We start from the raw sequence: 26,426 nt of genomic DNA on the forward strand, positions 1-26,426 counted from the left end.
TCAAGCGTTTCGATACAAGAATTTAGTCTGCCCACGCCGCGTCCTCGACATGAAGCTCGGCGGAGGGCCGCGAGGACCAGTCGTCGATCTTCGCGCGGCCCGCCAGCCAGAGTTTGCGGTGGGGGGCGGCACCGAGCAGGGCCTGGCCGAGTGCGGATTCGGCTGAGCGGAACGCCATCGCCTTGATGCTGCGGCCGTCGTCGCCGGCGACGATCGTGCGGACGTGGCCGTTGCCGACGATATCCGCCTTGATGACGCGGACCGGGCCCATCGCGACGCGTGGCGCGGGCCAGCCCATGCCGTAGGGGCCGCCGGCTTCCATCGATTCGACCAAGCCGGGGTTGACGCCGCCGGCGGCGAGGACCGCGTCGAGCAGGAGCGCGCGGTCGCCATTCGAGCGCTGGACCGCGGCGGCGAGGCGCTCTTCGAGGAAGTCGGTGAAGGCGGGGATCGCGGCTTCGGCGATCGTAAGGCCGGCGGCCATCGCGTGGCCTCCGCCAGCGACGAGCAAGCCGTGTTCGCGTGCGGCCATCACTGCGGCGCCGAGGTCGACGCCGGGGATCGAGCGGCCCGAGCCCTTGCCGATGCCGTGCTCGTCGATCGCGATGACGATTGCCGGGCGGCCGAGCTTTTCCTTGAGGCGGCCGGCGACGATGCCGATCACGCCGGGGTGCCAGCCGTGGCCGGCGACGACGGCGACCGCACGGTCTCGGCTGGAGAGGAGGTCGGCGGCTTCCTGCACGGCGGTTTCGATTGCGCGACGTTCTTCGTTGAGGCGATCGAGTTCTGTGGCGATCTGGCGGGCTTCGTCCGGGTCCTGCGTGGTCAGCAGGCGGACGCCGAGGTCTGCGCGACCGACGCGGCCACCGGCGTTGATGCGGGGGCCGAGTGCAAAGCCGAGGTCGGTGCAGGTCGGGTTGCGAGTCAGGCGCGAGGCTTCGATCAAGGCTGCGACGCCGATGTTCTTGCGTGCGCCCATGACTTTCAGGCCCTGCGACACGAACGCACGGTTGAGTCCGCGGAGCTGCGCGACGTCGGCGACGGTGCCGAGCGCGACGATGTCGAGCAGGTCGATCAGTTTCGGCTCGGCGCGGTCCTTGAAGAAGCCGCGTGCGCGGAGCGTGCGGACGAGCGCGGCGGCGGCGAGGAAGCACATCCCGACCGCGGCAAGATGGCCATGCGCGGCGCCCTCGGTCTCGTCGAGCCGGTTGGGATTGACCAGCGCCAGCGCGTGCGGGAGCGCGGTCGAGCATTTGTGATGGTCGATGACGATCACGTCGACCTTCGCGTCGCGCGCGGCGTCGAGTGCGTCGAACGCTTGCGCGCCGCAGTCGACCGTGACGATCAGCGAGGCGCCTTCGCCGGCAAGGCGGACGAGTGCTTCGCCCGAGGGGCCGTAGCCTTCGAGTAGGCGGTCGGGGATGTAGGGGCGGGCTTCGATGCCGAGATCGCGCAGGACCAGGACCATCAGCGCGGCGGAGGTGGCGCCGTCGACGTCGTAATCGCCGAAGATCGCGACCTGTTCGCCGGCCTGCACGGCGTCGGCGAGGCGCTCGGCGGCGCGGTCCATGTCGCGGAAGATCGACGGGTCGGGCATGAACGCGCGGATCGAAGGCATGCGGTGCGCGTCGAGCGCGTCGCGGGGGCAGCCTCGGGCGAGGAGGAGTTGGGTGACGAGATCGTCGCCCGAGCCGCCCCCGAAAGCGTCGACGCCAAAGCCATCCCGGCCGTCGGCGGCGAGCGCGCGCCAGCGCCAGGGTTGGCCGAGGATGGAGGAGGTTACGCCTAGAACTGTCATGCCTTGGACGTAGTGGCTGCGGGGGGATTGTCGAGCGGGGAGGGGGCAAGACGAGCGCTCGCACCGTCATCCTGACGAACGTCAGGATCCAGGATTACGGGAGTGGGCGTTCATGGCTCTGGATCCTGACTTTCGTCAGGATGACGTGAAGGGGTGGAAAGGGGGCTTGTTGGTGGGGCGCGGTGGAAGGAGAAGACGCTCCCGCCCCCGCGCCCGTTCGTGCTGAGTAGCGACCGAGTAGCTTCGCAGAAGCGTATCGAGGGCGCGTATCGAAGCATGGGTTCCGCGCGCCAACCTGTCCTTCGATACGCCGTCTCGATACGCTCCGTTGGAGCTACTCGACGGCTACTCAGGACGAACGGGGGGATGAGGAATCCGCGCCGGGGGCTCCATGACGGAGGAGGGGTGAGTTACGCGACGGTCAGCCTGCCCCTTCACTTGATCCACGGCCGCTCGCGGAACCACTTGGTCACGATATACTTCACGCCCTCCATCACCGGCATGCCCTCGTGCAGCGTCAGCCCGTTCGGTGTCCCGTCCGGGTTCATGTTGTTCCATGCGAGCAGCATGCCGCGTTTCGGAGCGATCTTGATGCCCGCCTGCGGGAACCACGTCGCGCCGCCCTCGGGGACGTCGTTGAGGAACACCATCGCGGTCCAGGTGCGCTGGCCGCCCTGCTCCTGCATCTTGGCCCAATAGCTTTCGGACTCGTGGAAATAATCATGGTGCGCGCGGAATTGCTGGCCGGGGGCGTAGCGCTGTCCCTGCATCGTCTCGCCGTGGAGCAGGTCGATCCCGAGCAAGGTCGCGATCGCCTCGTCGGTGGGCTGTACCTCGGGTGACCAGCGATCCATGTCGCAGCTCTCGCTCGTGCGGAAGCTGCTGTTCGGGCGATCGGACAGCAAGGTCGATGGTCGCCGTTTGGAATCGATCATCGCGATCAGCTGCTTGCAGGTCTTGGGATCGAGAAAGTCGGACTGGTAATAGAACTGCACCGTGTCCATCGCGATGCGCTGCACCGCGGGATTGGCGTTGAGCCGGGCGGCGACCTGCGATCCGGCGGCCTGGCGGAGTGCCATGGCCGGATCGACCTTCTTGGCTTTTGAAAAGATACCCACGCCGCAGGATTTGGCGAACTCGCCCCGAAAGGCAAGAGGGGAAACGCAAGAGCCCCGCGGCGACGTCTGTCACCACGGGGCTCTCCCCTGTTACTGCGTGACGGGTAGGCGCAATTCTTAGAGGGGGCGCCTACCAGAAGATGTCGTACACCGTGTCGACCACGCGGCCGCTGTCGAGATCGACCAGCAACGCGTCGTTGTAATAGCGCACCCAGCGATACGGGCCGTATGCCTCGGGCAGGCGGTAGGTGTACGGGTCCTGGATCCAGTAATTCTGGTTGTACAGAATGCTGTTCAGCGAGAAGCCGACGCCGAAGCGACGATAGCCCGATCCCCAGCCGCTCGGCGCATAGTAGCGCGGAAGGCGATAGGCGCCGCGGTTCGACGCGCGGTAGTTGCTCCAGGCGTAGCGGTTGTCGTTGCGCCAGCCGCGGTTCCAAGCGCCGCCCTGGTTGTAGTGCCCCTGATTGTAGCCACCGCGGCCATAGCCCGGGACGTTGCCGTAGGCACGGTTGGGCTGGCGGTTCTGGTAGCCGTCACGGCCGCCGTTGCGCCAGTCGCCCCGACCGTCGCCTCGACCGTCATTGCGTCCATTGCGGTCGAACTGGCCGCGATTTACCTGTTGGTTGCCGCGATCGAAGCCGGGGCGACCTTGGTCGCGGTTCCAGCCGCCGCGATCCTGACCGGCTTGCGGGCCGGGACGATTTTGGCCGTTCCACCCCTGGCGGTTGCCACGCTGACCGTTCCAGTCGGGCCGGCCGCGACCATCCGGGCCGTCACGACGTACCTGAGCCTGCACGCCGAGGTCGGCGCGCTGGGGGCGCTGGCCCTGGTCTGGCGCGGCAGGGCGATCGGGACGTTGCTGCTGGAAAGCCTGACCGTCCGGGCGCGGTCCGCGGTCGGGGCGGTCACCGCGATCGGGGCGCTGGCCACGATCTTGGCGCGGACCATCGCTGCCGCGGTCCCCGCGGTCGCCGCGGTCCTGGTCGACCTGCTGCGCGGTGGCGGCGGTCGCCATCGTCGTAGCCGGCACCAACGCCGACGCTGCCATCAAGAGTTTGAGTAACTTGCCCGTCATCGCCGTGGTCCTCGACTGCCGGCGCACGAGCCGGCTCCTATGATGGGTTGGGTCTAGAAGTATCGGTGTGTGGAGAGGCTGAATGGGTTCGTCAGCGATCAGACAGGTTGGGGGGCGAGGGCGGTTGATCGCTGCATCGTGTCGTAGCCGCCACCCCGGCGGAGGCCGGGGCCCAGTTGGGGATGGAATGTAACGACGTGCTGCGATCTGTCACGCTGGACGTTCCAACTAGGCCCGGCCTCCGCCGGGGTGGTGCAGCGGCGGGGTGGCGGCAGCTACAGGGGCGGTCGCTACACGGACGGCAGTTGCATGGGCGACCTATCCAACGGCGCGCCCTCCTTGTTCTCCCGCGAAGGCGGGAGCCCAGACTGGACCCCCGCCTTCGCGGGAGAACATGCTTTGGTTGATCATGAAGCGCCCACTACCGCGCCGGCGGGGGCACCAGCGCAGGCACCAGCCGAGCGGAGTCCGCCGGATCGATTCCTGGCCTTGGCCCCGCGGGGATAACCTCTTCCCCGCGCATCGCCCGCCCGGCGCGCTGCACCGCCTCGACCACCCGAGGATACACCCCGCACCGGCACACATTGGTGATCTGCTCGCGGATCAGTTCTTCGCCCGGATCCGCATTGCGCTTTAGCAACGCCGCCGCCGCCATGATCATCCCCGGAATGCAGAACCCGCATTGTGGCACCGCCTCCGCGATGAACGCCAGTTGCACCGGATGATTGCGCTCCCTCGACAGGCCCTCGATCGTCGTGACGTACGCGCCCTCGATCGATCCAATCGGCACGCGACAGCTCCGCATCGCGCGCCCGTCGATATCGACCGTGCACGCGCCGCAATGGCCGGTGCCGCAACCATATTTCGTCCCCGTCAGGTTCGACGCATCGCGCAGCGCCCACAGCAGCGGCGTATCGTTATCGAGTCTGTATTCGATCGGCTCGTTGTTGACGGTGAAGCGGCTCATGCCCACCGCCCTAGCGCGCCGCGCGGGATCGCACCAACCGGCATTGCCACGCGGCGGCCGCCCGGCTTATGTCGCGCGAATAATACCGCGAGAGGGCGCAATACAGATGCACGTCGATACCAAATCCACCGCCGCAGCCGGGGGCGATGCCAGCCACGGCTACGATGCGCCCGACCTGCGCGTGTTCGTGTTCGCGCTGTTCTTTATTTTCGGCGGCATTACTTCGCTGAACGACATCATCATCCCGAAGATGAAGGAGCTCTTCACGCTCGACCATGCGACCGCGATGCTGGTCCAGTCGGCGTTCTTCCTCGCCTATGCGCTGTTCTCGATCCCCGCCGCCGCGATCGTGCGGAAAGCCGGCTACATGCGCACCGCGTCGATCGGCCTCGTGACGATGACCGCGGGCTGCCTGTTGTTCATCCCCGCCGCAGGGCAGGCGAGCTTCGGCATGTTCCTGTTCGCGCTGTTCGTGCTCGGCGCGGGCATCACCGTGGTGCAGGTCGTCGCCAACCCGCTGATCTCGGCGCTCGGCCATCCCAAGTCCGCGTCGAGCCGGCTGACGTTCGCGCAGGCGTTCAACTCGCTCGGGACCACGATCTTCCCGTATGTCGGCTCAGCGCTGATCCTCGGTGGGCTGGCGACGGTCGACTCTTCGAAGCTCACCGGCGCCGCGCTCGACGCGTACCGGACCGAGTCCTCGCGAACCGTCGTGCACACCTATATCGGCCTCGCGATCGCGCTGCTGATCGTCGCTGCTGTGGTGTGGACGCGCCGCAACCGGCTCAACGAGGAGCAGGACCAGACCGGCAGCATTTTCCACGCATTCACGCTGCTGAAGCGCCCGCGCTTCGCGATGGGGACGGCGTGCATCTTTCTGTATGTCGGCGCCGAAGTCGCGGTCGGTTCGCTGATCGTCAACTATCTCATGCAGCCGAGCGTGATGGGCCTGAGCGACGTCGCGGCGGGCAAGCACGTGCCGTTCTACTGGGGCGGCGCGCTGGTCGGCCGGTTCATCGGCGCGTACGTGCTGAACAAGGTGTCGCCGGGCAAGGTGCTGGCGGGCGTCGCGACGGGCACGCTGGCGCTGATCCTGATCTCGGCGAATACCGAGGGTGCTTTGTCGGGCTGGGCGTTGCTGGCGATCGGCCTGATGAACGCGGTGATGTTCCCGACGATCTTCTCGCTGGCGTCGGAAGGTCTCGGCAAGCGTGCGGCGGAAGGCTCGGGCGTGATCGCCACCGCGATCGTCGGCGGCGCGATCATTCCGTATCTGACGGGGATGCTGGCGGACAAGTCGGGCAGCCTGCACTTCGCGCTGCTGCTCCCGGCTATCTGCTACGCGCTGATCCTGGCGTACGGGTTGTACGCCCGGAAGCCGGTGGTAGCCTGAACGATCCAGCCGTCACCCCAGCGAAAGCTGGGGTCTCCCGGTTTTAGCCGCGCGCTTCTGCCGCGAGAGACCCCAGCGTGCGCTGGGGTGACGACGTTTTCGGGTGGCGGTGTAAGGGACGATGCCCTGGGGCGTCCGCCTACTCCGACGACCCCAACATCGGCGCCGCCCGCCCGGTCGCGAGATCGGCATCCGAAAACCGGATTGGTGTGCGAAGCCCGGGGACCAGAGACCCATCCGGCCGCACCACGTCGATCGCCATCCCCCGCGCTATCACCTGTGGATCCTCGAACGCCTGCGCGACGGTGTTGATCGGCCCGGCCGGCACCCCGACTGCCTCGAGCCGCGCGAGCAACTCGAGCTTCGGCACCCGAGACGTCGCTGCCTCGATCCCTGCGAACAGCAAATCCTTGAACGCCAACCGCCCGGCATTGGTCGCGAACCGCGGGTCGTCGCGCATCTCGGGCAAGCGCATCGCATCGCAGAACCGCCGGAACTGGCCGTCATTCCCGACCGCCAGGATGAACCAGCCATCGCTGGTCGGGAAAACCGCATACGGACACACGTTCATGTGCGCATTCCCGACCCGCGTCGGCGACACGCCGCTCGCAAACCAGTTCATCGCCTGGTTCGCCAGCACCCCGGTCATCGTGTCGAGCAACGCCATGTCGATCTGCTGACCCCGGCTGGTGCGCTCGCGCATCGCCAACGCCGCCTGGATCGCGATCACGGAATACAGCCCGGTCATGATGTCGGCGAACGCCACGCCGATCTTCTGCGGCGCGCCGTCCGGCTCGCCGGTCAGGTCCATGATCCCGCTCATCCCCTGGACGATGAAGTCGTAGCCGGCGCGGGGGGCGTAAGGGCCGTCCTGTCCGAACCCGGTGATCGAGCAATACACCAACCGCGGATTGATCGCAGCCAGCGCAGCGTAGTCGAGCCCGTACTTGACGAGCCCACCGACCTTGAAATTCTCGATCACGACATCGGCGTCGGCGATCAGGTCGCGGACGACAGCTTGTCCTTCGGGGTGGTAAAGTCGGCGACGACCGATCGCTTGCCGCGGTTGGCGGCGTGGAAATACGCGGCGTCGCGCGTGCCGTCGGGATTGTCGATGAACGGCGGACCCCAGGTTCGCGTGTCGTCCCCGGCGGGGCTCTCGATCTTGACCACGTCGGCACCGAGATCGGCGAGGACTTGCCCCGCCCACGGGCCGGCCAGGATGCGGGCGAGTTCGACGACTTTGAGGCCGGTGAGAGGGGTGTCTTTCACCACGGTCTCATCCCATCACCCATCATCATCGACGCGTCACCTAAGTTCGTCATCCCAGCGAAAGCTGGGATCTCCCGGTAATGGAGCGTGCCCTTGCGGAGGGAGACCCCAGCTTTCGCTGGGGTGACGGGGGATGTCAAAATGCAGCGATACCCGTGATCGCCCGCCCGAGGATCAGCGCATGCACGTCATGCGCACCCTCATACGTGTTCACCGTTTCCAGGTTCATCAGGTGACGCATCACCTGATACTCCCCGAAATCCCGTTGCCGCCATGCATGTCCCGGCTCATCCGCGCGATATCGAGTGCCTTGCCGACGTTGTTGCGCTTGACGATCGAGACCATCTCCGGCGCGAACCGGCCCTCGTCCATCAGCCGCCCGACGCGCAACGACGCCTGCAACCCGAGCGCGATCTCGGTCTCCATGTCGGCCAGCTTCTTCTGGAACAGCTGCCGTCCGGCGAGCGGCGTGCCGAACTGGTTACGATCCAGCCCGTACTGTCGCGCGGCATGAAAACAGAACTCCGCCGCGCCCAACGCTCCCCACGAAATCCCGTACCTAGCACGGTTGAGGCACCCGAACGGCCCCTTCAGTCCCTGCACGTCGGGCAGCAACGCGTCCTCGCCGACCTCGACCTCGTCCATCATCACCATGCCGGTGATCGACGCGCGCAACGACAGCTTGCCCTCGATCTTGGGCGTCTCCAGCCCCTTCATCCCGCGCTCCAGGATGAAGCCGCGGATGCCGCCGCCATGCTCGTCGGACTTCGCCCAGATCACGAACACGTCGGCGATCGGCGAGTTCGAGATCCACGTCTTCGCGCCCGAGATGACATAGCCGTTCGCCGTCTTCTTCGCGCGCGTCGTCATCCCGCCGGGATCGGACCCCGCATCCGGCTCGGTCAGCCCGAAGCAGCCGATCCATTCGCCGGTCGCGAGCTTGGGCAGGTATTTGCGCTTCTGTTCTTCGGAGCCGAACGCATTGATCGGGTACATCACCAGGCTCGACTGCACCGACATCATCGAGCGATACCCCGAGTCGATGCGCTCCACCTCGCGCGCAACCAGCCCATAGGCGACATAGGACGCACCGACGCCGCCATATTCCTCGGGAATCGTCGGCCCGAGCAACCCCAGCGCCCCCATCTCGCGGAAAATCGCGGGATCGGTATGCTCGTGCTGGAACGCGTCGATGATCCTGGGCGCCAGCTTGTCGTCGGCATAGGCCTTCGCGCTGTCGCGGATCATCCGCTCGTCCTCGCTCAACTGATCGTCGAGCAGGAACGGATCCGCCCAATCGAACTTGCCCATCCCGGCCATCTGCATCTCCTTCGTTGACCGCCGACTTCGTGGTTCGGCAGGCGAAAGTCCAGCCCTGACGAGCCGTTTAAGCATCGATCAGCGTCAGTACCGCGATCGTCACGTGCTCCCGGTCGCCGATCGTCTCAACGCAGTCGACCGATAGATCGGCGACGATATGCCCGCGCAGCGCGAACTCCGCTTCGGGCAGCGCGTCGATCCAGTCTCGAAGACCGGGTACGGGGACCGCCGCAATCGTTAGCCGGTGCAGCGTCCCAACGAACGTCGCGCTCGCCCACGGGGTGCACGCGATCGACTCGACGTGCATCGTCAGGCCCGCCGCACTCGCGTGACCCCGAAGCGCGCGGATCAGCAGCGTGCCCGCATCGGGGCCGCGGATCGCGTCCATTCTCATGATCCGTTCCGCGCGATGAACGACTCGATCCGCGCCACCATCGGTTCGCGCGCCTGCCGACCGCGTCGCAGGTCATGCACGAGCCGCGGATCGCCGACCGCCAGCCGCCCGAACTTGGTCATCGGCATGCCAGTCTGCCGCAGATATCGATCGATCTTCATGAGAATCGTCACCGTCGTTCCTCCCGAGTCCCTTATTCCGTTCTTGATCTGTTCTGAAAAATCCTACTTGTCTAGGAAATTTCCTACGCTAGGGTCGGGTGGTGTCGAAAATCGCATCCGATCCCGCCCCAAGGACTGCGCTGGCGACGTTGGCGGCGGCGCGGGGTGACAGCTTGGCGGCGCTGTCGGCGATGCTCGGACGCAACGCGGCGTATCTCCAGCAATATGTCCGGCGCGGATCACCGCGGATTTTGGGCGAACGCGATCGGCGATTGCTGTCAGCGTATCTCGGCGTGAGCGAGAGCGTGCTGGGTGCGCCACTCGATCGGGTGACGGGCTTCCGGATCCGCAAGCTCGATGTCGCCGCGTCCGCAGGGCCGGGTGCGCAGGTCGATGGCGAGATCGTGCTGGGGACCGATACGCTGGACCCCGGCCTCGCGCGGAAGCTCGGACTGAAGGACGGGCAGGCGGCGATCATTCGAGTCCGTGGCAGTTCGATGGAGCCGGGGCTGTTCGACGGCGATCACATCGTCGTCGACACTGCGGACCGGACGCCGCGCGCGAAAGGCGGGGTGTATGTCATTCGGATCGACGATGCGGTGATGGTGAAGCGGGTTGCGCTGGCAGGTGGGGCGCTGGTGGCGACGAGCGACAATCTGGCGGCGGGACCGATCCCGCGGGGACGGATTGCCGTGATCGGCCGCGTGGTGTGGCAGATGCGTGAGCCGCGTTAAGGGCGTGAACGTGTCGGGTCCGTGCGATCCTCCCCCGCAAGGGGGAGGTGGCAGGCGTTAGCCTGACGGAGGGGGCGGAAAAGGCAACCGCCGGTTTGTGTCCTCCCCCTCCGGCACCTTCGGCGACACCTCCCCCTGGCGGGGGAGGATCGAGAATTCTATCTGTCCGGGTCCGCCTGTCTGTGCCGACCACCGCTCGTGCCGACCCCCGTTCGTGCTGACCCCCGTTCGTGCTGAGTAGCGACCGTGTAGCTCCGTCAGGAGCGTATCGAGGGCGCGTATCGAAGCATGGGTTCCGAGCGCCAACCTGTCCTTCGATACGCCGTCTCGATACGCTGCGTTGCAGCTACTCGACGGCTACTCAGGACGAACGGATGGGGGTGGAAAGGCAGGAGTGGCCTTCTACCGCCGGTCCTTAACCCACACCAGAACCGCAGCAATCACGCCCAGTCCCGTCCCGACCAGAAACCCCGGCGTGGCCTGCCCGATCGCAAAGCCGACTCCTGCGCCGCCCAGCATGCCGAGCGCGACGAGGAACCCGCCCGCGGCGCTGGGATCTTTGTGAGGGGGAGGGTGTCGCGGGAAGTCGGATCGGCCATCGCCGTGTCCTGCCACGCGCCGCGCCCGGATGCCAGCTACCCGGCGCTGCTCGATGCTCCCTATCCGGTTTATGCGATGCCGGCCTCACGTCGCGCCGGGCTACTTACGCTGCCGTCGAGCGCCCAAACCTTATGACACGCCTATGCCCGGATGAAACGTGGCGGAAATACGGCGTTACATACTGTTCCGTCACGACAAGCCCGGCTAGGAGCCGGACATGGTGTTCCGCGTCGGGCGAGCCGGGCCGGCCGCCGCCTTTTTCGTTCTGACGACCGCCGGGGCCGTATTCGCCGCGGGCGCACAGACCACGCCTGCTCCCGCGCAGACTTTGGCAACGCCCTCAGCCAGCGCGGCGGCCGATACGCCGATGTCGCTCGACCCCAATTCGCCGCTCACCGCGCTCCCCGATATCGGTGTCGCCTGGCCTGACCTCGCGAGCTCGCCGATGGACCCGGCGGCGACGATCGCCGCGGTCGATGCCAATGCGGAGAGCCGCTATGCGTGGCGGATCGATGGCATCGATGGCATCGACGACACGCTGCTGCGCCAGCGGTTCGCCGCCCTGTCGACGCTGGACGCGAATGATCACCAGGCTGCAAACGCCGCCCAACTCGATCGGCGGGCGCGCGAAGATGCCGATCTGCTTAACAGCCTGCTCCGTGCGCAAGGCTATTACGATGCCAACGTCGTCACGCGGGTCGAGCCTGGCGCGAAGCCGATGGTCGTGCTGTCGGCCACCCCCGGCACGCTCTATACGTTCAAGGGCGTGACGATCGATGGCATCGCCGCGGCGGGCGACAAGGCGCCGGGGCTCGTGACCGCGTTCGGCGTGAAGCCCGAGGATCCGGTCAATTCCGACGCGATCGTCGCGGGGCAGGCGAAGCTCACCACGCAGATCGGTCGCGAGGGCTTTCCGTTCGCCAAGGTCGGCGACCCCGCGATCGTCGTCGATCACGCCACCCGCACCGCGACGCTCGATCTGTCCGTGCAACCCGGCGGCGCGCGCAAATTCGGCCAGATCCTTGCGCTGCCCGGCAACCGCGTGTTCGGCGCCGACCACGTCGCGGAGATCGCGCGCTTTTCGCCGGGCGACCTGTACGACGCGACCAAGCTCGACGATCTCCGCCGCGCGCTGATCCAGACCAGCCTGGTGTCTTCGGTCGACCTGAAGCCAGTGCAGGGCGCGACGCCCGACACTGTCGACGTCGCGGTCAAGCTCGACCCCGCGCCGCCGCACACCGTCGCAGGCGAGCTCGGCTATGGTACCGGCGAGGGCGCGCGCGCGGAACTCAGCTGGACGCACCGCAACCTGTTCCCGCCCGAGGGCGCGCTGACGCTGCGCGGCGTCTTGGGAACGCAGGAACAACTCGGCTCGATCGTATTCCGCCGCAACAATTTCCAGGCGCGCGACCGTGTGCTGACGCTCCAGGCGTCCGCCGTGCACACAAACCGCGACGCCTATGATGCGAAGACGTTCTCGCTCGCGGGCAGCCTCGAACGCCAGACCAACATCTTCTTCCAGAAGACCTGGACCTGGTCGGTCGGTGCCGAGCTGCTGGCGTCGGACGAGCGCGACGTGATCCTGTCGACCGGCGCGCCACGCCGCCGCACCTTCTTCATCGGCGCGTTGCCGACCAGCCTCAATTACGACGGCTCGGACGATCTGCTCAACCCGACCAAGGGCTTCCGCCTCGGCGGGCGGCTCAGCCCCGAAGTATCGTTGCAGGGTTCGGTGTTCGGCTATGCCCGCACCCAGTTCGACGGCAGCGTCTACCAGCCGTTCGGCAGTCGGGTAGTGCTCGCAGCCCGCACCCGCCTCGGCACCATAGTGGGCGCGCCGCGCGATCAGGTCGCGCCGTCGCGGCGTTTCTACGCCGGCGGCGGCGCGTCGGTGCGCGGTTACGGCTATCAGGCGATCGGCCCGCGCGATCCCAATAACGACCCGATCGGCGGTCGCAGCCTGACCGAGTTCTCGATCGAGGCGCGGGTGCGCGTGCTCGGCAGTTTCGGGATCGTGCCGTTCCTCGACGCGGGCAACATCTACACCTCGCCGCTGCCGAAATTCACCGGGCTGCAATACGGCACCGGGATCGGCGTGCGCTATTATTCGAACTTCGGCCCGATCCGCCTCGACGTCGGCACGCCGATCAACCCGCAGCCGGGCGACAGCAGGATCGCGGTGTACGTCTCGCTGGGGCAGGCGTTTTGATCGAGGAGGCTCTCCCAAAGCGTCGGATCGCGTGGTGGCGGTGGATCGTCGGTGCCATCATGGCGTTGCTCGTGATCGTCGGTACCGCGTTGCTCATCGTCGACACGGGGATCGGCCACCGCTTCGTCGCGGACCGGATCGCCGCGATCCGAACCGCGAACGGCTTGCGCTTTACGGTCGGGCGGATCGATGGCTCGCTGTACGGCGATACGCGGCTGGTCGATCTGCGCGTGTACGATCTGGAGGGGCTGGTCTTCCAGGCGCCCAACGTCACGCTCGACTGGTCGCCGTTCGACTGGTTCTCGAACCGGCTCGAGATCCAACGGCTGATCGTCGATCGCGCGATCCTGACGCACACCCCGCGCACGCGCCCATCGAAACCCGCGGCCCGATCCTGCCCGATTTCGATATCCATATCGGCAAGCTCTCGGTCGGACGGCTTACGCTGGCGAAGCGCGTGCTGGGAACGCAGCGGGTAGGGACGCTCGAAGGGCGTGCGGACATTCGCTCGGGCCGCGCATTAGTCGACCTCAAGGCACGCGTTGCCGGCAGTGACGACCTGAAGCTGCGGATCGATGCCGAGCCCGCGCGCGACCGCTTCGACATCGACGTCGCGGCCAAGGGCGCGGTCAACGGCGTGCTCGCGCGGATGGTGAAGGCGAAGGGGCCGGTCGCGCTCGCGGTCACCGGTGACGGCAGCTGGGCCAAATGGAATGGCCGCGCAAACGGCATGATCGGCGCGACCCGAGTCGTCGACCTCGCGCTCGCGCAAGTCGCCGGCCGCTACACGCTGTCGGGTACGCTCTCGCCGTCGTCGCTGCTGCATGGTCGCCTGCAACGGCTGACCGCGCCACGCATCCTCGTCAACGGCAGCGCGGGGTTCGCCAATCGCCGGCTCGACGGGCAGCTTTCGCTGCGCACCCCCGCGCTGGCGATCGACACGACCGGCATCGTCGATCTCGGCGCCAACGCCTACCGCGACGTGCGGATCAAGGCGCGGCTGCTGCGCCCGCCCGCGCTGTTCGACAACATGACCGGCAACATGGTGGAGCTTCGCGCGATCCTCGACGGTCCGTTCGCGACCGCAGCGTTCGACTATCGCCTCGACGCGAGCCGCTTCGCGTTCGACCAGACCGGTTTCGAGAACGCCCATGCCGCCGGCAAGGGCCGCCTGTCCGCCGCGCCCGTCACCGTCCCGATCCGCTTCACCGCCGCCCGCGTGACCGGAGTCGGTACCGTGGCGGGCGGGATCCTGCGCAACCTGTCGGTCGACGGCCTGCTCCGCGTGACGCCGACGCTGCTGACCGGCGATGCCCTCAAGCTCCGGTCGGACAAGCTCACCGGCAGCATCAATCTGGCGGTCGACCTGCGCAACGGTCAGTTCGAGGTCGGCATCAACGGTGGCTTGGGGCGGTATCTGATCCCCGGTCTCGGCATCGTCGACGTGAAATCGACCTTGCGGGTCGTCCCCGGCCCGAACCGCAAGGGCACGCGCGTCATCGGCCAAGGCAGCGCGCAGATGGTGCGGCTCGACAACGCCTTCTTCCGCAGTCTCGCGGGCGGGTTGCCGCGGATCACCACCGACCTCGAACGCACCACCGACGGCGTCCTGCACTTCACGAACCTCGTGCTAACCGCGCCGCAGATCCGGCTGACCGGCAACGGCTTTCGCCGCCGTGACGGCACCTTTCATTTCGAGGGCGGCGGGCGCCAGACCACCTACGGCTCGCTCACGCTGAAACTCGATGGCCAGATCGAGAAGCCGACGCTCGACCTCGTCTTCGCCAGCCCCAATGCGACGCTCGGCCTGTCGAACGTCCGCGCGCATCTGGATCCGACGCCGCAAGGGTTCGCGTTCACCGCGGCGGGCGGCTCGCGGCTCGGGCCGTTCACCGCGGGCGGCTCGCGGCTCGGGCCGTTCACCACCAACGGCGCGATCCTGTTGCCGCCCGGTGCCGGTGCGACGATCCAGGTCGCGGCACTGAACGTCGCCGGCGCGCGCGCGAGCGGCAATGTCGCGGTGGTCGATGGCGGCTTCAACGGCGCGCTGGCAGTCGCAGGCGGCGGTATCTCGGGTGAACTCCTGTTCCGCCCGGTCGGCCAGATCCAGCGCATCGAAGGGCATCTCGCCGCCAAGGCCGCGACGCTCGACACCGTCGCGCTCCGCTCGGGCAAGCTCGATTTCGTCACGTTGCTCGATCCCGCCGGCACCTCGATCGAGGCCACCGCGACCGGCCTCGGGCTGCGTCGCGGCGCGCTCAGCCTCGCCCGGCTCAACGGGTCCGCGTCGCTCCGGGGCGGCGTCGGCACGATCAAGGCGTCGATCGCCGGCTCCCGCGGCCGGGCGTTCGACATCCAGAGCGTCACGCAGGTCACCGCCAACAGCTACGCGATCTCGGCGCAAGGCACGCTCGATGGCCGGCCGCTGAAACTGCTCACCCCGGCAATCGTCACCCAGGCCGAGGACGGCTGGCACCTCGCGCCGACCAGGCTCAGCTTCTCCGGGGGCGAGGCACAGGTCGGCGGCCGCTTTACCGCCGCCAGCACCGCGATCGACGCCAGCCTGACGCGGATGCCGCTCGCGATCCTCGACATCGCGTATCCCGGGCTCGGCCTCAGCGGGAGCGCGTCGGGGAGCGTCACGGTCGCGACCGCGAACGGTGCCGCGCCGACGGGGAAGGCGAACGTCACGATTCGCGGGCTTAGCCGCGCCGGTCTCGTCCTCTCGTCGCGCCCGATCGACGTCGGCGTCGCGGCGGTGCTCTCCCCCGACAAGCTCGGCCTGCGCGCCGTCATCGCGTCGGCGGGCAAGACGATCGGCCGTGCGCAAGCCCAGCTCGCGCCACTCGGGCAGGGGGATTTCGCCTCGCGGATCAGCAAGGCCCGCCTGTTCGGGCAACTGCGGTACAGCGGCCCTGCCGACACGCTGTGGCGGCTCACCGGTGTCGAGCTGTTCGACCTGTCGGGCCCGGTCGCGATCGGCGCGGACGTCGTCGGCACGCTCGCCAACCCGACGCTGCGCGGCGTCGTCCAGGCGAACGGCGCGCGGATCGAAAGCGCGACCACGGGCACCGTCCTGTCCAACGTCCAGGCGACCGGCCGCTTCGGTGGATCGCGGCTCGTGATCGACCGGTTCGGCGCGGACGCAGGCAAGGGCGGGCGCGTCACCGGTACCGGTCAGTTCGAGTTCGCCGCCGCCAACGGTGTCGGCCTCGATCTGACCTTGCAGGCCGACAAGGCGGTGATGATCAACCGCGACGACATCGGCGCGACCGTCTCCGGCCCGCTGACGTTCAGGTCGAACGGCTCGGGCGGCACGATCGCAGGCGACGTCGTTTTGAACAAGAGCCGCTACCGCCTCGGCCAGGCCACCGCGGCCAGCGCCGTTCCCCAACTCAACATCCGCGAGATCAACCTGCCCGATGGTGGCGAGGAGATCGAGATGCCGACCAAGCCCTGGACGCTGGCGATCAAGGCGCGCGCGCCGAACCAGGTGATGGTCAGCGGGCTCGGGCTTACCAGCGAATGGTCCGCCAACCTCCAGATCGCCGGCCAGCCCGAGAACCCTGCGATCACCGGCCGCGCGACGCTGATCCGCGGCGACTACGAGTTCGCCGGTCGCAAGTTCGAACTCGCGCGCGGCGTGATCCGCTTCGACGGACAGGTGCCCGCCAACCCCGCGCTCGATATCGAGGCGAACGCGGATTCGACCGGGCTCAGCGCCTCGATCCGGGTGACCGGTTACGCGCTGAAACCCGAGATCAGCTTCACCAGCACGCCGGCCTTGCCCGAGGACGAACTGCTCTCGCGGCTGCTGTTCGGCACCTCGATCACCAATCTGTCCGCACCCGAGGCGCTGCAGCTGGCGGCGGCGGTGGCGGCGTTGCAGGGCGGTGGCAATGGCCTCAACCCGATCAACGCGGTGCGCCGTGCGGCCGGGCTCGACCGCCTGCGCATCCTGCCGGCGGACCCGCAGACGGGCCAGGGGACGTCGATCGCGGCGGGCAAATACGTGACGCGGCGGCTATATGCGGAGATCGTCACCGACGGGCAGGGCTATTCCGCCACGCAGGTCGAGTTCCAGGTCACGCGCTGGCTGTCGCTGTTGTCGAGCATCTCTACGCTCGGCCGCCAGAGCGCCAACGTCCGCGTGTCGAAGGATTATTGAGCGTTCCCGGTTGCTCACGCGCGATTTTCGCGAATTACTACCTCCCGGCGAAGGCCGGGGCCCAACTGGAAAGGTCGCAGTAACAAAATGCTGCCCTTGGTCATGACCGTCCCCCAATTGGGCCCCGGCCTTCGCCGGGGTGGTGGCCTTATGTCGCGCAGGCCCTTCGACTTCGCTCAGGGCGAACGGTAAGGGAATTTTTCGGTTTAGGACCCAGTCATGAAGCCCGTCATCTTCGGCCTGTCCGGCCCCGTCCTCACGCCCCAGGAACGCGCGTTCTTCGCCGAGTGCGAGCCCGCCGGCTACATCCTGTTCAAGCGCAACATCGTCGACCGGGCTCAGGTGCGCGCGCTGACGGACTCGCTGCGGTCGCTCGCCGGGCGCGACGATCTGGCGATCCTGATCGACCAGGAAGGCGGTCGCGTCGCGCGGATGGGCCCGCCCGAATGGCCTGTATTTCCGGCAGGCCCGGTGTTCGACGCGGCGTATGAGCGCGCGCCGATGACCGCGATCCAGGCGGCGCGGGCGAACGGTCAGGCGCTGGGGGTGATGCTCAGCGAAGTCGGCATCACCGTCGACTGCGCGCCGCTGCTCGACGTTGCGCAGCCCGATACGACGGAGGCTGTTTCCTGCCGCACCTACGGGTCGGACCCGATGCGGGTGGCGGCGTTGGGTCGGGCGATGCTCGAGGGTCTGGCAGAAGGCGGCGTCGTTGGTGTCGTCAAGCACATGCCCGGTCACGGTCGCGCCAAGCTCGACACGCACCACCACCTCCCGACCGTCACCGCAACCGATGCCGAGCTCGAGATCGACCTCGAACCGTTCCGCACGCTCAACCAGGTACCGATGGGGATGACCTCGCATATCGTCTTCGACGCGTGGGACGCCGACCGCCCCGCGACGCTGTCGCCGATCGTGATCGAGCGGATCATCCGAGAGCGGATCGGCTTCGGCGGGCTGTTGATGACCGACGATATCGACATGAAGGCGCTGTCGGGCACCGCTGGCGACAAGGCTGCTGGGGCGATTGCGGCGGGGTGTGACGTGGTGCTCGATTGTTGGGCGCGGATGGACGAGATGGTCGAGATCGCCAGGCGGCTGGAGGAAATCTCGCCAGCGGCGCGCGCGCGGTTGGACCGCGCGATGGCGTCGGTCGGGGCGGCTGAGGGTGATTTCGCCCAACTGGTCGCTACGCGGGATGCGTTGTTGGCGCGGGTTTGAGCTTATTTAAGACTAGTGCACATCTCCCTACTCACCTCCCCGGCGGAGGCCGGGGTCCAGTTGGAGAGGTCGCAGTAACGAAGCGCGACGCCGACAATTGACGTCCCCCAACTGGGCCCCGGCCTCCGCCGGGGTGGATCTTTGGTAAGCGTGGTGCTTGGAACCGGTGCTTCGATACGCGCCTTCGATACGGCTCGGACGAGCCTACTCAGTCGCTACTCAGCACGAACGGTTTGGGGGGCGTCAGTTTGCGGGGAGAGCTTGAGGTTGCGTGACCCGCCCCACGAGCCAGAGCCACATCACTCAATCCGCGTGCCAGCCGTCTCCATCGCCAGCGCCTTCTCGCGCCAAGCTACCGCACCACCCCGGGATGCACTGTTTTCCTGCATGCTGTAGCGTGCGCCAATGGATGACGCCCAACTGACGCTGGATCTCGACGGGTGGGAGGGGCCGCTCGATCTGTTGCTATCGCTCGCGCGCGGGCAGAAGGTCGATCTGCGGAAGATTTCGATCCTCGCGCTGGTCGAGCAGTATCTCGCCTATGTCGACTCCGCGCGCGCGCTGAAGCTGGAACTGGCGGCGGACTATCTCGTGATGGCGGCGTGGCTGGCGTATCTGAAATCGGCGTTGCTGTTGCCGCGCGATCCGCTCGCCGAGCCGGACCCGGAAGAACTCGCGCTGCGGCTGCAACTCCGGCTCGAGCGGCTAAGCGCGATGCGCGAGGCGGGCGCCCGGCTGATGGCGCGCGATCGGACCGGGCGCGACGTCTTCCTGCGGGGCGCACCGGAGGGGCTGCGGACGGTGCGGAAGGCGGCGTGGCAGGCGGAAATCTTCGATCTGATCGCCGCTTACGGTCGGATTTCCGCGCGGACGCGGCCGGTGATGCATGTCGTCGCCGACCGCGAGGTGATGACGCTGGAGGCGGCGCTGGAGCGCGTGTCGATGTTGGTCGGCGAACGGATCGACTGGAGCGTGATCGAAAGCTTCCTGCCCGAAGCAGGCGAACGGTTGCGGCGCTCGGCGCTCGCATCGAGTTTCGTCGCGGCACTCGAACTCGCGCGACAGGGCAAGATCGAGCTGCGTCAGGCCTCGCCTTTCGCCCCACTCTATCTCAGGGCGCGCGCATGACGCTGCCGGACGATTACGTACGCGCGGTGGAGGCGGTGCTGTTCGCGGCCGAGAGCCCGCTGACGATCGACTCGATCCGCGCGCATGTCGGGGCGGGCGATGTCCGCGCGGCGCTGGGCCGGCTGACGGCCGATTATGCCGGGCGCGGTATCCATATCGTCCGGCGCGGCGAACGCTGGCAGTTCCAGACCGCACCGGACATGGCGCACATGCTCCGCCGCGACCGCGAGGAGCCGCGCAGGCTCAGCCGCGCCGGCATCGAGACGCTGGCGATCATCGCCTATCACGAGCCGGTCACCCGCGCGGAGATCGAGGCGATTCGCGGGGTGCAAATCTCGAAGGGGACGCTCGACGTGCTGATGGAAGCGGGCTGGGTGAAACCGGCGGGGCGGCGCGAGGTGCCGGGGCGGCCGCTTATGTTCGCGACGAGCCCCGAATTTCTTGTCCATTTCGGGCTGGCGAGCCGCCGCGGCCTGCCGGGGATCGACGATCTGCGCGCTGCGGGGCTGCTCGATCCGGTCGATCTCGCCTTCGATCGGCTTGAAGATGATGAAGATGGCAGTGGGATGGCGCAATCTCTGGCATTGGGACGGGATGAGCCTTAGATAGGGTCCAGTTTTCAGGAGAATGGCCATGGGCGGTTTTAGCCCGATTCACTTGCTCGTCCTCGCGGTTGTCGCGATCCTCCTTCTTGGCGGCGGTCGGTTCTCGAACCTGATGGGCGATGTCGCCAAGGGCGTGAAGAACTTCAAGAAGGGCATGTCGGAGAACGACGACGAGACGCCGGCCAAGCCGTCGGCGCGGATCGAAGCGCAGAAGTCTGCCGACCCCGCGTTCGATCGCGATGGCAATCGCGTCCGCGACGACCGTCCTGCCTAAAGCATGCGTGCTTGAAGTTGGCAGAGTTGAAGACCCTAGATAGGCGCGGCTGAATGTTCGATATCGCGCCCTCCGAGTTCCTGCTCGTGGCATTCGTCGCGCTCGTCGTGATCGGTCCGAAGGACCTCCCCAAGGCGATGCGCGTGGTCGGCTATTGGGTCGGCAAGGCGCGCGGCGTCGCGCGGCAATTCCGCTCGGGTTTCGATTCGATGGTTCGCGAGGCCGAACTCGAAGAGATGGAAAAGCGCTGGGCGTCGGAAAACGAACGCATCATGCGCGAGCATCCGCAGACGAGTGCGGATGCAGCGGCGGATACCGCACAGGTCGTGCATTCGCCGGAAACGGACGAGCACCGGCGCGATTACCGGTCTATCGACGATGCGGACGATCACACGAACGAGCCGGTCATGGTCGAGAAGCCGGTAGTGGCCGCCGCTCCGTCCGACGGCGCACCCCCGCCGCGTCATCGTCTACCGCGACCTCGTCCGACACGTCTGCGGTTCGAACCGACCATGACGGTAAGCCGCTCGCGGATCGTAGTAAGGACGCCTTGGATAGCCCGGTCTCGACCGTGGTCCATCCCGACGACAAGACCGGCAAGTCCGACATAGCGTCATCGTGAGCGTTATGGTTGTGAACGCCTCCCCAAACGCCGAAAGCATAGCATGAGCGAGATCGACGCAAGCCGGGCGCCGTTGCTCGACCATCTGATCGAGCTGCGGCGGCGGTTGCTGTACTGCATCGCCGCGCTGGTCGTGACGTTCGGGATCGCGATGTATTTTGCCGAGGATATCTTCGGCTTCCTGGTCCACCCCCTGCTCGCGGCGGGGCAGAACAAGGTGATCTATACCGAGATCTTCGAGGCATTCTTCGTCCAGATCAAGGTGGCGTTCTTCGCGGCGATGATGCTGTCGTTCCCGGTGATCGCGAACCAGCTCTGGCAGTTCGTCGCGCCGGGCCTGTACAAGAAGGAGAAGCGTGCGCTCCTGCCGTTCATCCTCGCGACCCCGGTGCTGTTCCTGACCGGCGCGGCGATGGCCTATTACATCGCCATTCCGATGGCGCTGCACTTCCTGCTCGGGTTCGACGGGATGGTCGGCGGGATTCACCGCGAAGCGCTGCCGGCGATCGGCAACTACCTCTCGTTCACGATGCAGTTTCTGTTCGGCTTCGGGATCTCGTTCCTGCTGCCGGTGCTGCTGATGCTGCTGGAGCGGGCAGGGATCGTCACGCGTAAGCAGCTGATCGGTGCGCGGCGCTACGCGATCGTTGCGGCCTTCGCGATCGCAGCGGTGCTGACGCCGCCGGATATCGGGTCGCAGCTGTTGCTGGCGATCCCGCTGGTCATTCTGTACGAACTCGCGTTGATCGGCATCTGGTTCACCGAGCGTAGCCGGGCAAAGGCCAAGGCGGTCGAGGGCGAGTCCACCGATATCGTCGAAAGCTGAAGGCTACCAAAGACCGATACGAAAACGGGGTCCGGTGCATGTGCACCGGACCCCGTTCCGTATCAAAAGCGCGAGGCTTACTTGGCGCTGTCTGCGGTCTTCGCGACGGTCTTGCCCGCCGATGCCACGTCCTTGCCTGCACCCTCAACGGTGTTGCATGCCGAAACCATGAGCGCGCCTGCGACGACAACCAATCCAACCAACTTACGCATGAAACTTCCTCCTAGAAAAGGCACTAATGCCACCGGGGGTGAAATGTTCGGGATCGCGGTTCGTTCCGATCGACCGGGCACTATTTGCGCGGATTCAGCGGCTTGCGCACGGGCATCGCGCACCGAACGATAAAGGCCCGGATGCATCACCGGGGGGAGGGTGATGCATCCGGGCCTATGACTTGGACAGCGAGAGCGGGGGGCATAAAGTCGCTGTCCGTAATGTTGAACGGCGACCGCCCCAAGATGTTCCCGTCGCGCGACGATTATCCGAAAAAACTAGGGCTAACAAGTATTAACCGTCAGCGACTTGCTGCCGATCAGTCGCGCCCCTTGACTGCGAACGCGATCTCGTAAGCGCCGACCAGCGGGTCGTGGTGCAACGGCGAGCGCAACTGCCGCGACAGGCCTTCCATGACGCGGCCATAGCGCACGACGGCCTCGCGAAACGCATCGCTCTCCACGAGGGCGCGCGAGACGACGCGCAACAGCGCGCGTTCGGGCGCGTCGGCAGGCTTGACGACGATCCGAATCTGCGCGGCGGGATCACAGGATATCGCCAGCTCGATCGTTTCGGTCGCGAGGAACGCGATCGCCACGGCGACGTCCTGATTGACCAGGTATGGATCGATATCCAGCGTGATCCCCAATCCATGCGATCGTTCGGACGCGGTCGCACGAATGTTAGCCGACAGTTCGCCGATCATCGTCCGCAGGTTCAGGCCGCGATTCTCTTCGAGTTCGGCGAAATGATTACGGTGGACCACGGCGAGCGCATCGACGCGGCGCTGGATCGACGCATAGGCCACCGTCGCATCCTCGCTCGGTGCGCTCCGCGCATGGAAATTGATGAGACTGGAAATGACCTGCAGGTTGTTCTTGACCCGGTGATGCACTTCGCGCGTCAATTTGGTCTGGCGGACGAGCCCCTCCGCGAGCCCGGCCTCGTGCAGCGCCACGGTCTGGCTGATCGCCTGGAAGGTGTCGCCGAGTTCGCGGATTTCCTGTGCCGGCAACGTCCGGACCTCGCCGAGATCGAGCGTCTCACCCGGCGTAAACGCAGCGACTGCACCACGAAGACGGCGGAGTGGTCGGATCAACAGACGGTCGACGACGAACCATGCGATGCTTGCTGCTGCGAGCCACATCAACAAGGGAAGCAGCATCGCCACGACCAGCGACGAGGTGACCGGCGCACTTCGGATGCTGGTGCGCAAGGCGATCCCGGCAACGCCCAGATCGGTCCGCATCGTCTCCATGCGATCGAGCGGGCGTTCGTCGGGGATGGTCTCGAGCGTCAAGGCATCTTCGTCGAGCACCAGCGCGCTGCTGAAGGTGAGTGCGCGGCTGGACGGGCGGCCGATCTTCTGGAGGAACGGCTGCGGGAAATAGGCGCGGGCGAACGTATCGCCACCGGGCCCGGAGATCGCCAGCACCAGTCCGCGGTTGGGGATGATATCCGCCGTGATCGGCATATCGGTCTGGCGGAGCGCCGCCGGCATCGGGATCGGCGTGCCGCATAATACGGTGCCGGCGCGGTCGGTGATGACGAACCGTGTGCCGGCGGAGGATTGCTGGGCGAATACGCCTTGGGCACGCGCGCAACTCGGCGCGTCGGCGGGATCGTTACCGAGCGCGTTCACCGCGACCCGCAATGCGGTCATGTCGCCGACCAACTCGATCGCGATTGCCCGCGCGCTTTCGTTCGCGGTCACGCGCAGGCGCGCCCGCGCCTCGGTATCGGCCAGCCGAGTCGTCTGGAAGGTTGCGAAAACGGCTATGAGCGCCAACGGCAACAATGCCGCGCTGAGGATCAGAAACAGCTTGGCGCCCGTGGGCAGCCGCCCCATCGCCGAAATCAGCCGGGTTTCGCGTCGGCCGTCGGTCTGGTCGTCATGCTCGGTGGCAATGGCGGTTACGGCGGGCTGAACTGGGATGGAATTTTGCGGCGAGGCCATGCGGCCCGCGCTCAGTCTAGCTTGCCGAGAAGGTCCAGCAGATCCTCCGGGATCGCCTCATCGACGGTTTTCTGATAAACCGAACGAAGGGCCGACCCCATTTGCTGATCCTTGTCCGGCCCCTTTGTGGAGGTGGTAGCAGGCACTGTATTCTGCGTGTCGTGGCCCAAACTCAAAACTTCCCCCTGCACGACGCGAACCTGATCATCTGGCATACCATGTCACAAAAGGGCGATATGCAAACCCGCCACGACGGATGTCGAGCGGGTTGCGGAGTCGCCTACGATGGAGGTGAAACCAAACACTGTCTCGTTAGTTCCCTGTTCAAGCGAAAATCGAACCTTTGGTCCAGCCGTATGTGCCTTTTGGACCAAAGGATGCTTTTTCGGCTATCGCCATTGCAATGATACGAGGCACCCGACACATGAGGGGCCGCGTAGGATCAGGGAGTATTCGTTACCCATGTCGCTTGGACAGCAACTCGCACCGCACCTTCCCTTTTTGCGGCGCTACGGCCGGGCCCTGACCGGCAGTCAGATGCACGGCGACAAATATGTGCGCGCTACGCTCGAGGCGATCGTCGCCGCACCCGAAGAGTTCCCGCGGGACGTCGATCCCCGCCTGGGCTTGTATCGGATGTTCCAGGTGATCTGGAATTCGGCCAACTTCGACGAGGTTGCCGATGAGACGATATCGGACGGCGGCGGTCATGAGGCAGTCGCCCGTGCGCGTCTCGCTCGTATGACGCCACTGTCGCGTCAGGCCCTGCTGCTGACCGCAATGGAAGGCTTTACGCCAGAGGACGCGGCCTATTTGATCGAGGTCGATTCGAGCGAAGTCGACGATCTCGTCGCCGAAGCACTTTCCGAGATCGAGAGCCAGACGCGGGCCAAGGTCCTCATCATCGAGGACGAGCCGATCATCGCGATGGATATCGAGACGATCGTTCGGGATCTGGGCCATGATGTGACCGGTGTTGCCGTCACCCGCGACGAAGCGGTCGCGCTGGCGATGGAAACGCGGCCGGGCCTCGTGCTGGCCGACATCCAGCTTGCCGACGACAGTTCGGGCATCGACGCCGTCAAGGATATCCTTGCCGAGTTCGAGGTTCCGGTGATCTTCATCACCGCATTCCCCGAGCGTCTGCTGACCGGCGAGCGTCCCGAGCCGACGTTCCTGATCACCAAGCCGTTCCAGCGCTCCACGGTGAAGGCGGCGATCAGCCAGGCGCTGTTCTTCGATCAGGCGACCGTTCCTGTCGCGTAAGATCGCAGGCTGACATGCGGCGTTAGCGGTCAGTTTTTCCAACCGCTTGATCGCGTGTCCGTGTCGATGCATCTTGGGTTCGCTTCCGTAAATGGTTGCGGACCCAAAACGGTTTTCGGGGGTTTACTCGACATGGCTGATCCGAACGAACCCATTCATATTGCCACCGAAGATGCCCGCGCAGGCTCCACCCCGCATATGACCCGGTATATCCTCGTCATATCCCTGGTGCTCGTCATAGCGATATTTGGCTTCCTCGTTATTCGCTGACATAAGTTAGGCGTACATGGCTGGCATTGCCGGTGTGAACGCCTATGTTCGCCTGCAAGCTGCTACACTTGGTGCAGCACGTCCGATGACGTGCTCGTAAGCTAACGATCGATACTGACAGGATTTTCATGGTTCAGCCTGCTCCACATACCGACGATGAGGACGATATCGACGAAGTCGTCGCGCCGGTGGAGCATGTCTCTTTGTCCGACGCCGAGTTCAAGGTTCAGCTTGCGCAGGTGATCCCTCATTTGCGTGCGTTCGGGCGCTCGCTATCCGGAAGCCGCGATCTCGCGGACGATCTGGTTCAGGAGACGCTGCTCAAGGCTTGGGCCGCACGTCTGCGCTTCCAGGCTGGCACCAACATGCGCGCCTGGACCTTCATCATTCTGCGCAACCTGTATCTGTCGCAGATGCGTCGCGCGCGCTTCAAGGGCGAGTGGGACGATCTTGTCGCAGACCGCATCCTCGCCGCGCCTGCTAGCCAGGATCGCCACGTCGAACTCGGCGACATGCAGCGTGCGCTGATGCATCTCCCGCAGCCACAGCGCGAGGCGCTGATTCTCGTCGGTGCGGGTGGTTTCGCGTACGAAGAGGCCGCGGAGATCTGCAACGTCGCGGTCGGCACGATCAAGAGCCGCGTCGCGCGCGGTCGCGTCGCGTTGGAGACGATCCTGACCGACGGTTCGCTGCCATCACGCCGCGATCATGAGACGGACACCAGTAAGACGGCGCTCGACTCGATCATGGGTGACGTCGAACATCTGAGTCGCGGTCGCTAAACTGCGATGCATAGCTGTCGCCCCGGAGATATTCCGGGGTGGTTGGTGCC

The 26,426-nt window shown here is 66.2% G+C and carries 22 protein-coding genes and 3 pseudogenes; 13 read left to right on the forward strand and 12 right to left on the reverse strand.

Annotation, left to right across the window (positions count from 1 at the left end; genetic code table 11):
- Nucleotides 1-22 precede the first annotated feature (22 nt).
- From recJ to QP164_RS18940, 4 genes are all read right to left on the reverse strand, one after another.
- Nucleotides 23-1,798 carry a single-stranded-DNA-specific exonuclease RecJ gene (gene recJ, locus QP164_RS18925; protein ID WP_333924110.1) on the reverse strand — a complete coding sequence of 592 codons (1,776 nt, stop codon included), beginning with the start codon at nucleotides 1,796-1,798 and terminating at the stop codon, nucleotides 23-25.
- Nucleotides 1,799-2,232: 434 nt separating this feature from the next.
- Nucleotides 2,233-2,877, reverse strand: coding sequence for a prolyl hydroxylase family protein (locus tag QP164_RS18930; protein WP_132896193.1), 645 nt, complete (start codon nucleotides 2,875-2,877; stop codon nucleotides 2,233-2,235).
- 169 nt (nucleotides 2,878-3,046) lie between these two features.
- On the reverse strand, nucleotides 3,047-3,994 hold the full coding sequence (locus QP164_RS18935; RefSeq protein WP_333924111.1) for an RcnB family protein: 948 nt from the start codon (nucleotides 3,992-3,994) through the stop codon (nucleotides 3,047-3,049).
- Between the two features lie 421 nt (nucleotides 3,995-4,415).
- Nucleotides 4,416-4,961, reverse strand: coding sequence for a (2Fe-2S)-binding protein (locus QP164_RS18940; RefSeq protein ID WP_333924112.1), 546 nt, complete (start codon nucleotides 4,959-4,961; stop codon nucleotides 4,416-4,418).
- A 106-nt stretch (nucleotides 4,962-5,067) separates the two neighbouring features.
- Between QP164_RS18940 and QP164_RS18945 the strand changes: the two genes are divergently transcribed.
- A complete protein-coding gene (locus QP164_RS18945; protein ID WP_333924113.1) occupies nucleotides 5,068-6,354 on the forward strand; it encodes a sugar MFS transporter in 1,287 nt (428 codons plus the stop codon).
- 139 nt (nucleotides 6,355-6,493) lie between these two features.
- Here QP164_RS18945 and QP164_RS18950 read toward each other — a convergent pair.
- From QP164_RS18950 to QP164_RS18965, 4 genes and pseudogenes are all read right to left on the reverse strand, one after another.
- Nucleotides 6,494-7,626, reverse strand: a pseudogene (locus QP164_RS18950) (CaiB/BaiF CoA transferase family protein).
- Nucleotides 7,627-7,762: 136 nt separating this feature from the next.
- A pseudogene (locus QP164_RS18955) lies at nucleotides 7,763-8,946 on the reverse strand (acyl-CoA dehydrogenase).
- Nucleotides 8,947-9,013: 67 nt separating this feature from the next.
- Nucleotides 9,014-9,334, reverse strand: a complete 321-nt coding sequence (locus QP164_RS18960; RefSeq protein ID WP_333924114.1) for a hypothetical protein — start codon at nucleotides 9,332-9,334, stop codon at nucleotides 9,014-9,016.
- A 2-nt stretch (nucleotides 9,335-9,336) separates the two neighbouring features.
- Nucleotides 9,337-9,513, reverse strand: a complete 177-nt coding sequence (locus tag QP164_RS18965) for a hypothetical protein (RefSeq protein ID WP_165899516.1) — start codon at nucleotides 9,511-9,513, stop codon at nucleotides 9,337-9,339.
- 89 nt (nucleotides 9,514-9,602) lie between these two features.
- Here QP164_RS18965 and QP164_RS18970 point away from each other — a divergent pair, with 89 nt between their 5' ends.
- Nucleotides 9,603-10,235 carry a S24 family peptidase gene (locus tag QP164_RS18970; RefSeq protein WP_333924115.1) on the forward strand — a complete coding sequence of 211 codons (633 nt, stop codon included), beginning with the start codon at nucleotides 9,603-9,605 and terminating at the stop codon, nucleotides 10,233-10,235.
- Nucleotides 10,236-10,637: 402 nt separating this feature from the next.
- Here QP164_RS18970 and QP164_RS18975 read toward each other — a convergent pair whose 3' ends face one another.
- On the reverse strand, nucleotides 10,638-10,850 hold the full coding sequence (locus QP164_RS18975) for a hypothetical protein (RefSeq protein WP_333924116.1): 213 nt from the start codon (nucleotides 10,848-10,850) through the stop codon (nucleotides 10,638-10,640).
- Between the two features lie 202 nt (nucleotides 10,851-11,052).
- Here QP164_RS18975 and QP164_RS18980 point away from each other — a divergent pair, with 202 nt between their 5' ends.
- From QP164_RS18980 to tatC, 9 genes and pseudogenes are all read left to right on the forward strand, one after another.
- Nucleotides 11,053-13,044 (forward strand): autotransporter assembly complex protein TamA, encoded by a 1,992-nt coding sequence (locus QP164_RS18980; protein ID WP_333924117.1) that lies wholly within the window; start codon nucleotides 11,053-11,055, stop codon nucleotides 13,042-13,044.
- A complete protein-coding gene (locus QP164_RS18985) occupies nucleotides 13,041-13,523 on the forward strand; it encodes a hypothetical protein (RefSeq protein WP_333924118.1) in 483 nt (160 codons plus the stop codon). Before QP164_RS18980 ends, QP164_RS18985 begins: the two co-directional genes overlap by 4 nt.
- Entirely contained in the window at nucleotides 13,502-17,212 is a 3,711-nt protein-coding gene (locus QP164_RS18990; RefSeq protein WP_333924119.1) for a translocation/assembly module TamB domain-containing protein, read from the forward strand. Before QP164_RS18985 ends, QP164_RS18990 begins: the two co-directional genes overlap by 22 nt.
- Nucleotides 17,213-17,431: 219 nt before the next feature.
- Complete coding sequence (locus QP164_RS18995) at nucleotides 17,432-18,433, forward strand: glycoside hydrolase family 3 N-terminal domain-containing protein (RefSeq protein ID WP_333924120.1); 1,002 nt, start codon at nucleotides 17,432-17,434, stop codon at nucleotides 18,431-18,433.
- Nucleotides 18,434-18,838: 405 nt separating this feature from the next.
- A complete protein-coding gene (locus QP164_RS19000) occupies nucleotides 18,839-19,561 on the forward strand; it encodes a segregation and condensation protein A (RefSeq protein WP_056055791.1) in 723 nt (240 codons plus the stop codon).
- Nucleotides 19,558-20,166 (forward strand): SMC-Scp complex subunit ScpB, encoded by a 609-nt coding sequence (scpB, locus tag QP164_RS19005; RefSeq protein WP_333924121.1) that lies wholly within the window; start codon nucleotides 19,558-19,560, stop codon nucleotides 20,164-20,166. Before QP164_RS19000 ends, scpB begins: the two co-directional genes overlap by 4 nt.
- 28 nt (nucleotides 20,167-20,194) lie before the next feature.
- Entirely contained in the window at nucleotides 20,195-20,440 is a 246-nt protein-coding gene (locus QP164_RS19010; RefSeq protein ID WP_056416986.1) for a Sec-independent protein translocase subunit TatA, read from the forward strand.
- Nucleotides 20,441-20,493: 53 nt separating this feature from the next.
- Nucleotides 20,494-20,734 (forward strand): annotated as a pseudogene (tatB, locus tag QP164_RS19935) (Sec-independent protein translocase protein TatB); the annotation flags it as partial.
- A 371-nt stretch (nucleotides 20,735-21,105) separates the two neighbouring features.
- On the forward strand, nucleotides 21,106-21,888 hold the full coding sequence (tatC, locus tag QP164_RS19020; protein WP_132738053.1) for a twin-arginine translocase subunit TatC: 783 nt from the start codon (nucleotides 21,106-21,108) through the stop codon (nucleotides 21,886-21,888).
- 77 nt (nucleotides 21,889-21,965) lie between these two features.
- On the opposite strand, the gene QP164_RS19025 is transcribed toward tatC, so the two are convergent.
- The 3 genes from QP164_RS19025 to QP164_RS19035 all read right to left on the reverse strand — a co-directional run bounded on the left by QP164_RS19025 (nucleotide 21,966) and on the right by QP164_RS19035 (nucleotide 24,273).
- Entirely contained in the window at nucleotides 21,966-22,100 is a 135-nt protein-coding gene (locus QP164_RS19025) for an entericidin A/B family lipoprotein (protein WP_132738056.1), read from the reverse strand.
- 320 nt (nucleotides 22,101-22,420) lie between these two features.
- Nucleotides 22,421-23,950, reverse strand: coding sequence for a sensor histidine kinase (locus QP164_RS19030; RefSeq protein ID WP_333924306.1), 1,530 nt, complete (start codon nucleotides 23,948-23,950; stop codon nucleotides 22,421-22,423).
- Between the two features lie 119 nt (nucleotides 23,951-24,069).
- Nucleotides 24,070-24,273 carry a NepR family anti-sigma factor gene (locus tag QP164_RS19035; RefSeq protein ID WP_132738058.1) on the reverse strand — a complete coding sequence of 68 codons (204 nt, stop codon included), beginning with the start codon at nucleotides 24,271-24,273 and terminating at the stop codon, nucleotides 24,070-24,072.
- Between the two features lie 247 nt (nucleotides 24,274-24,520).
- Between QP164_RS19035 and QP164_RS19040 the strand changes: the two genes are divergently transcribed.
- Complete coding sequence (locus QP164_RS19040; RefSeq protein WP_132896204.1) at nucleotides 24,521-25,324, forward strand: response regulator; 804 nt, start codon at nucleotides 24,521-24,523, stop codon at nucleotides 25,322-25,324.
- 398 nt (nucleotides 25,325-25,722) lie between these two features.
- Nucleotides 25,723-26,376, forward strand: coding sequence for a sigma-70 family RNA polymerase sigma factor (locus QP164_RS19045; protein WP_132896205.1), 654 nt, complete (start codon nucleotides 25,723-25,725; stop codon nucleotides 26,374-26,376).
- Nucleotides 26,377-26,426 lie beyond the last annotated feature (50 nt).

Origin of the sequence: Sphingomonas sp. LR59, assembly GCF_036855945.1 — a bacterium.
GTDB lineage: Bacteria > Pseudomonadota > Alphaproteobacteria > Sphingomonadales > Sphingomonadaceae > Sphingomonas.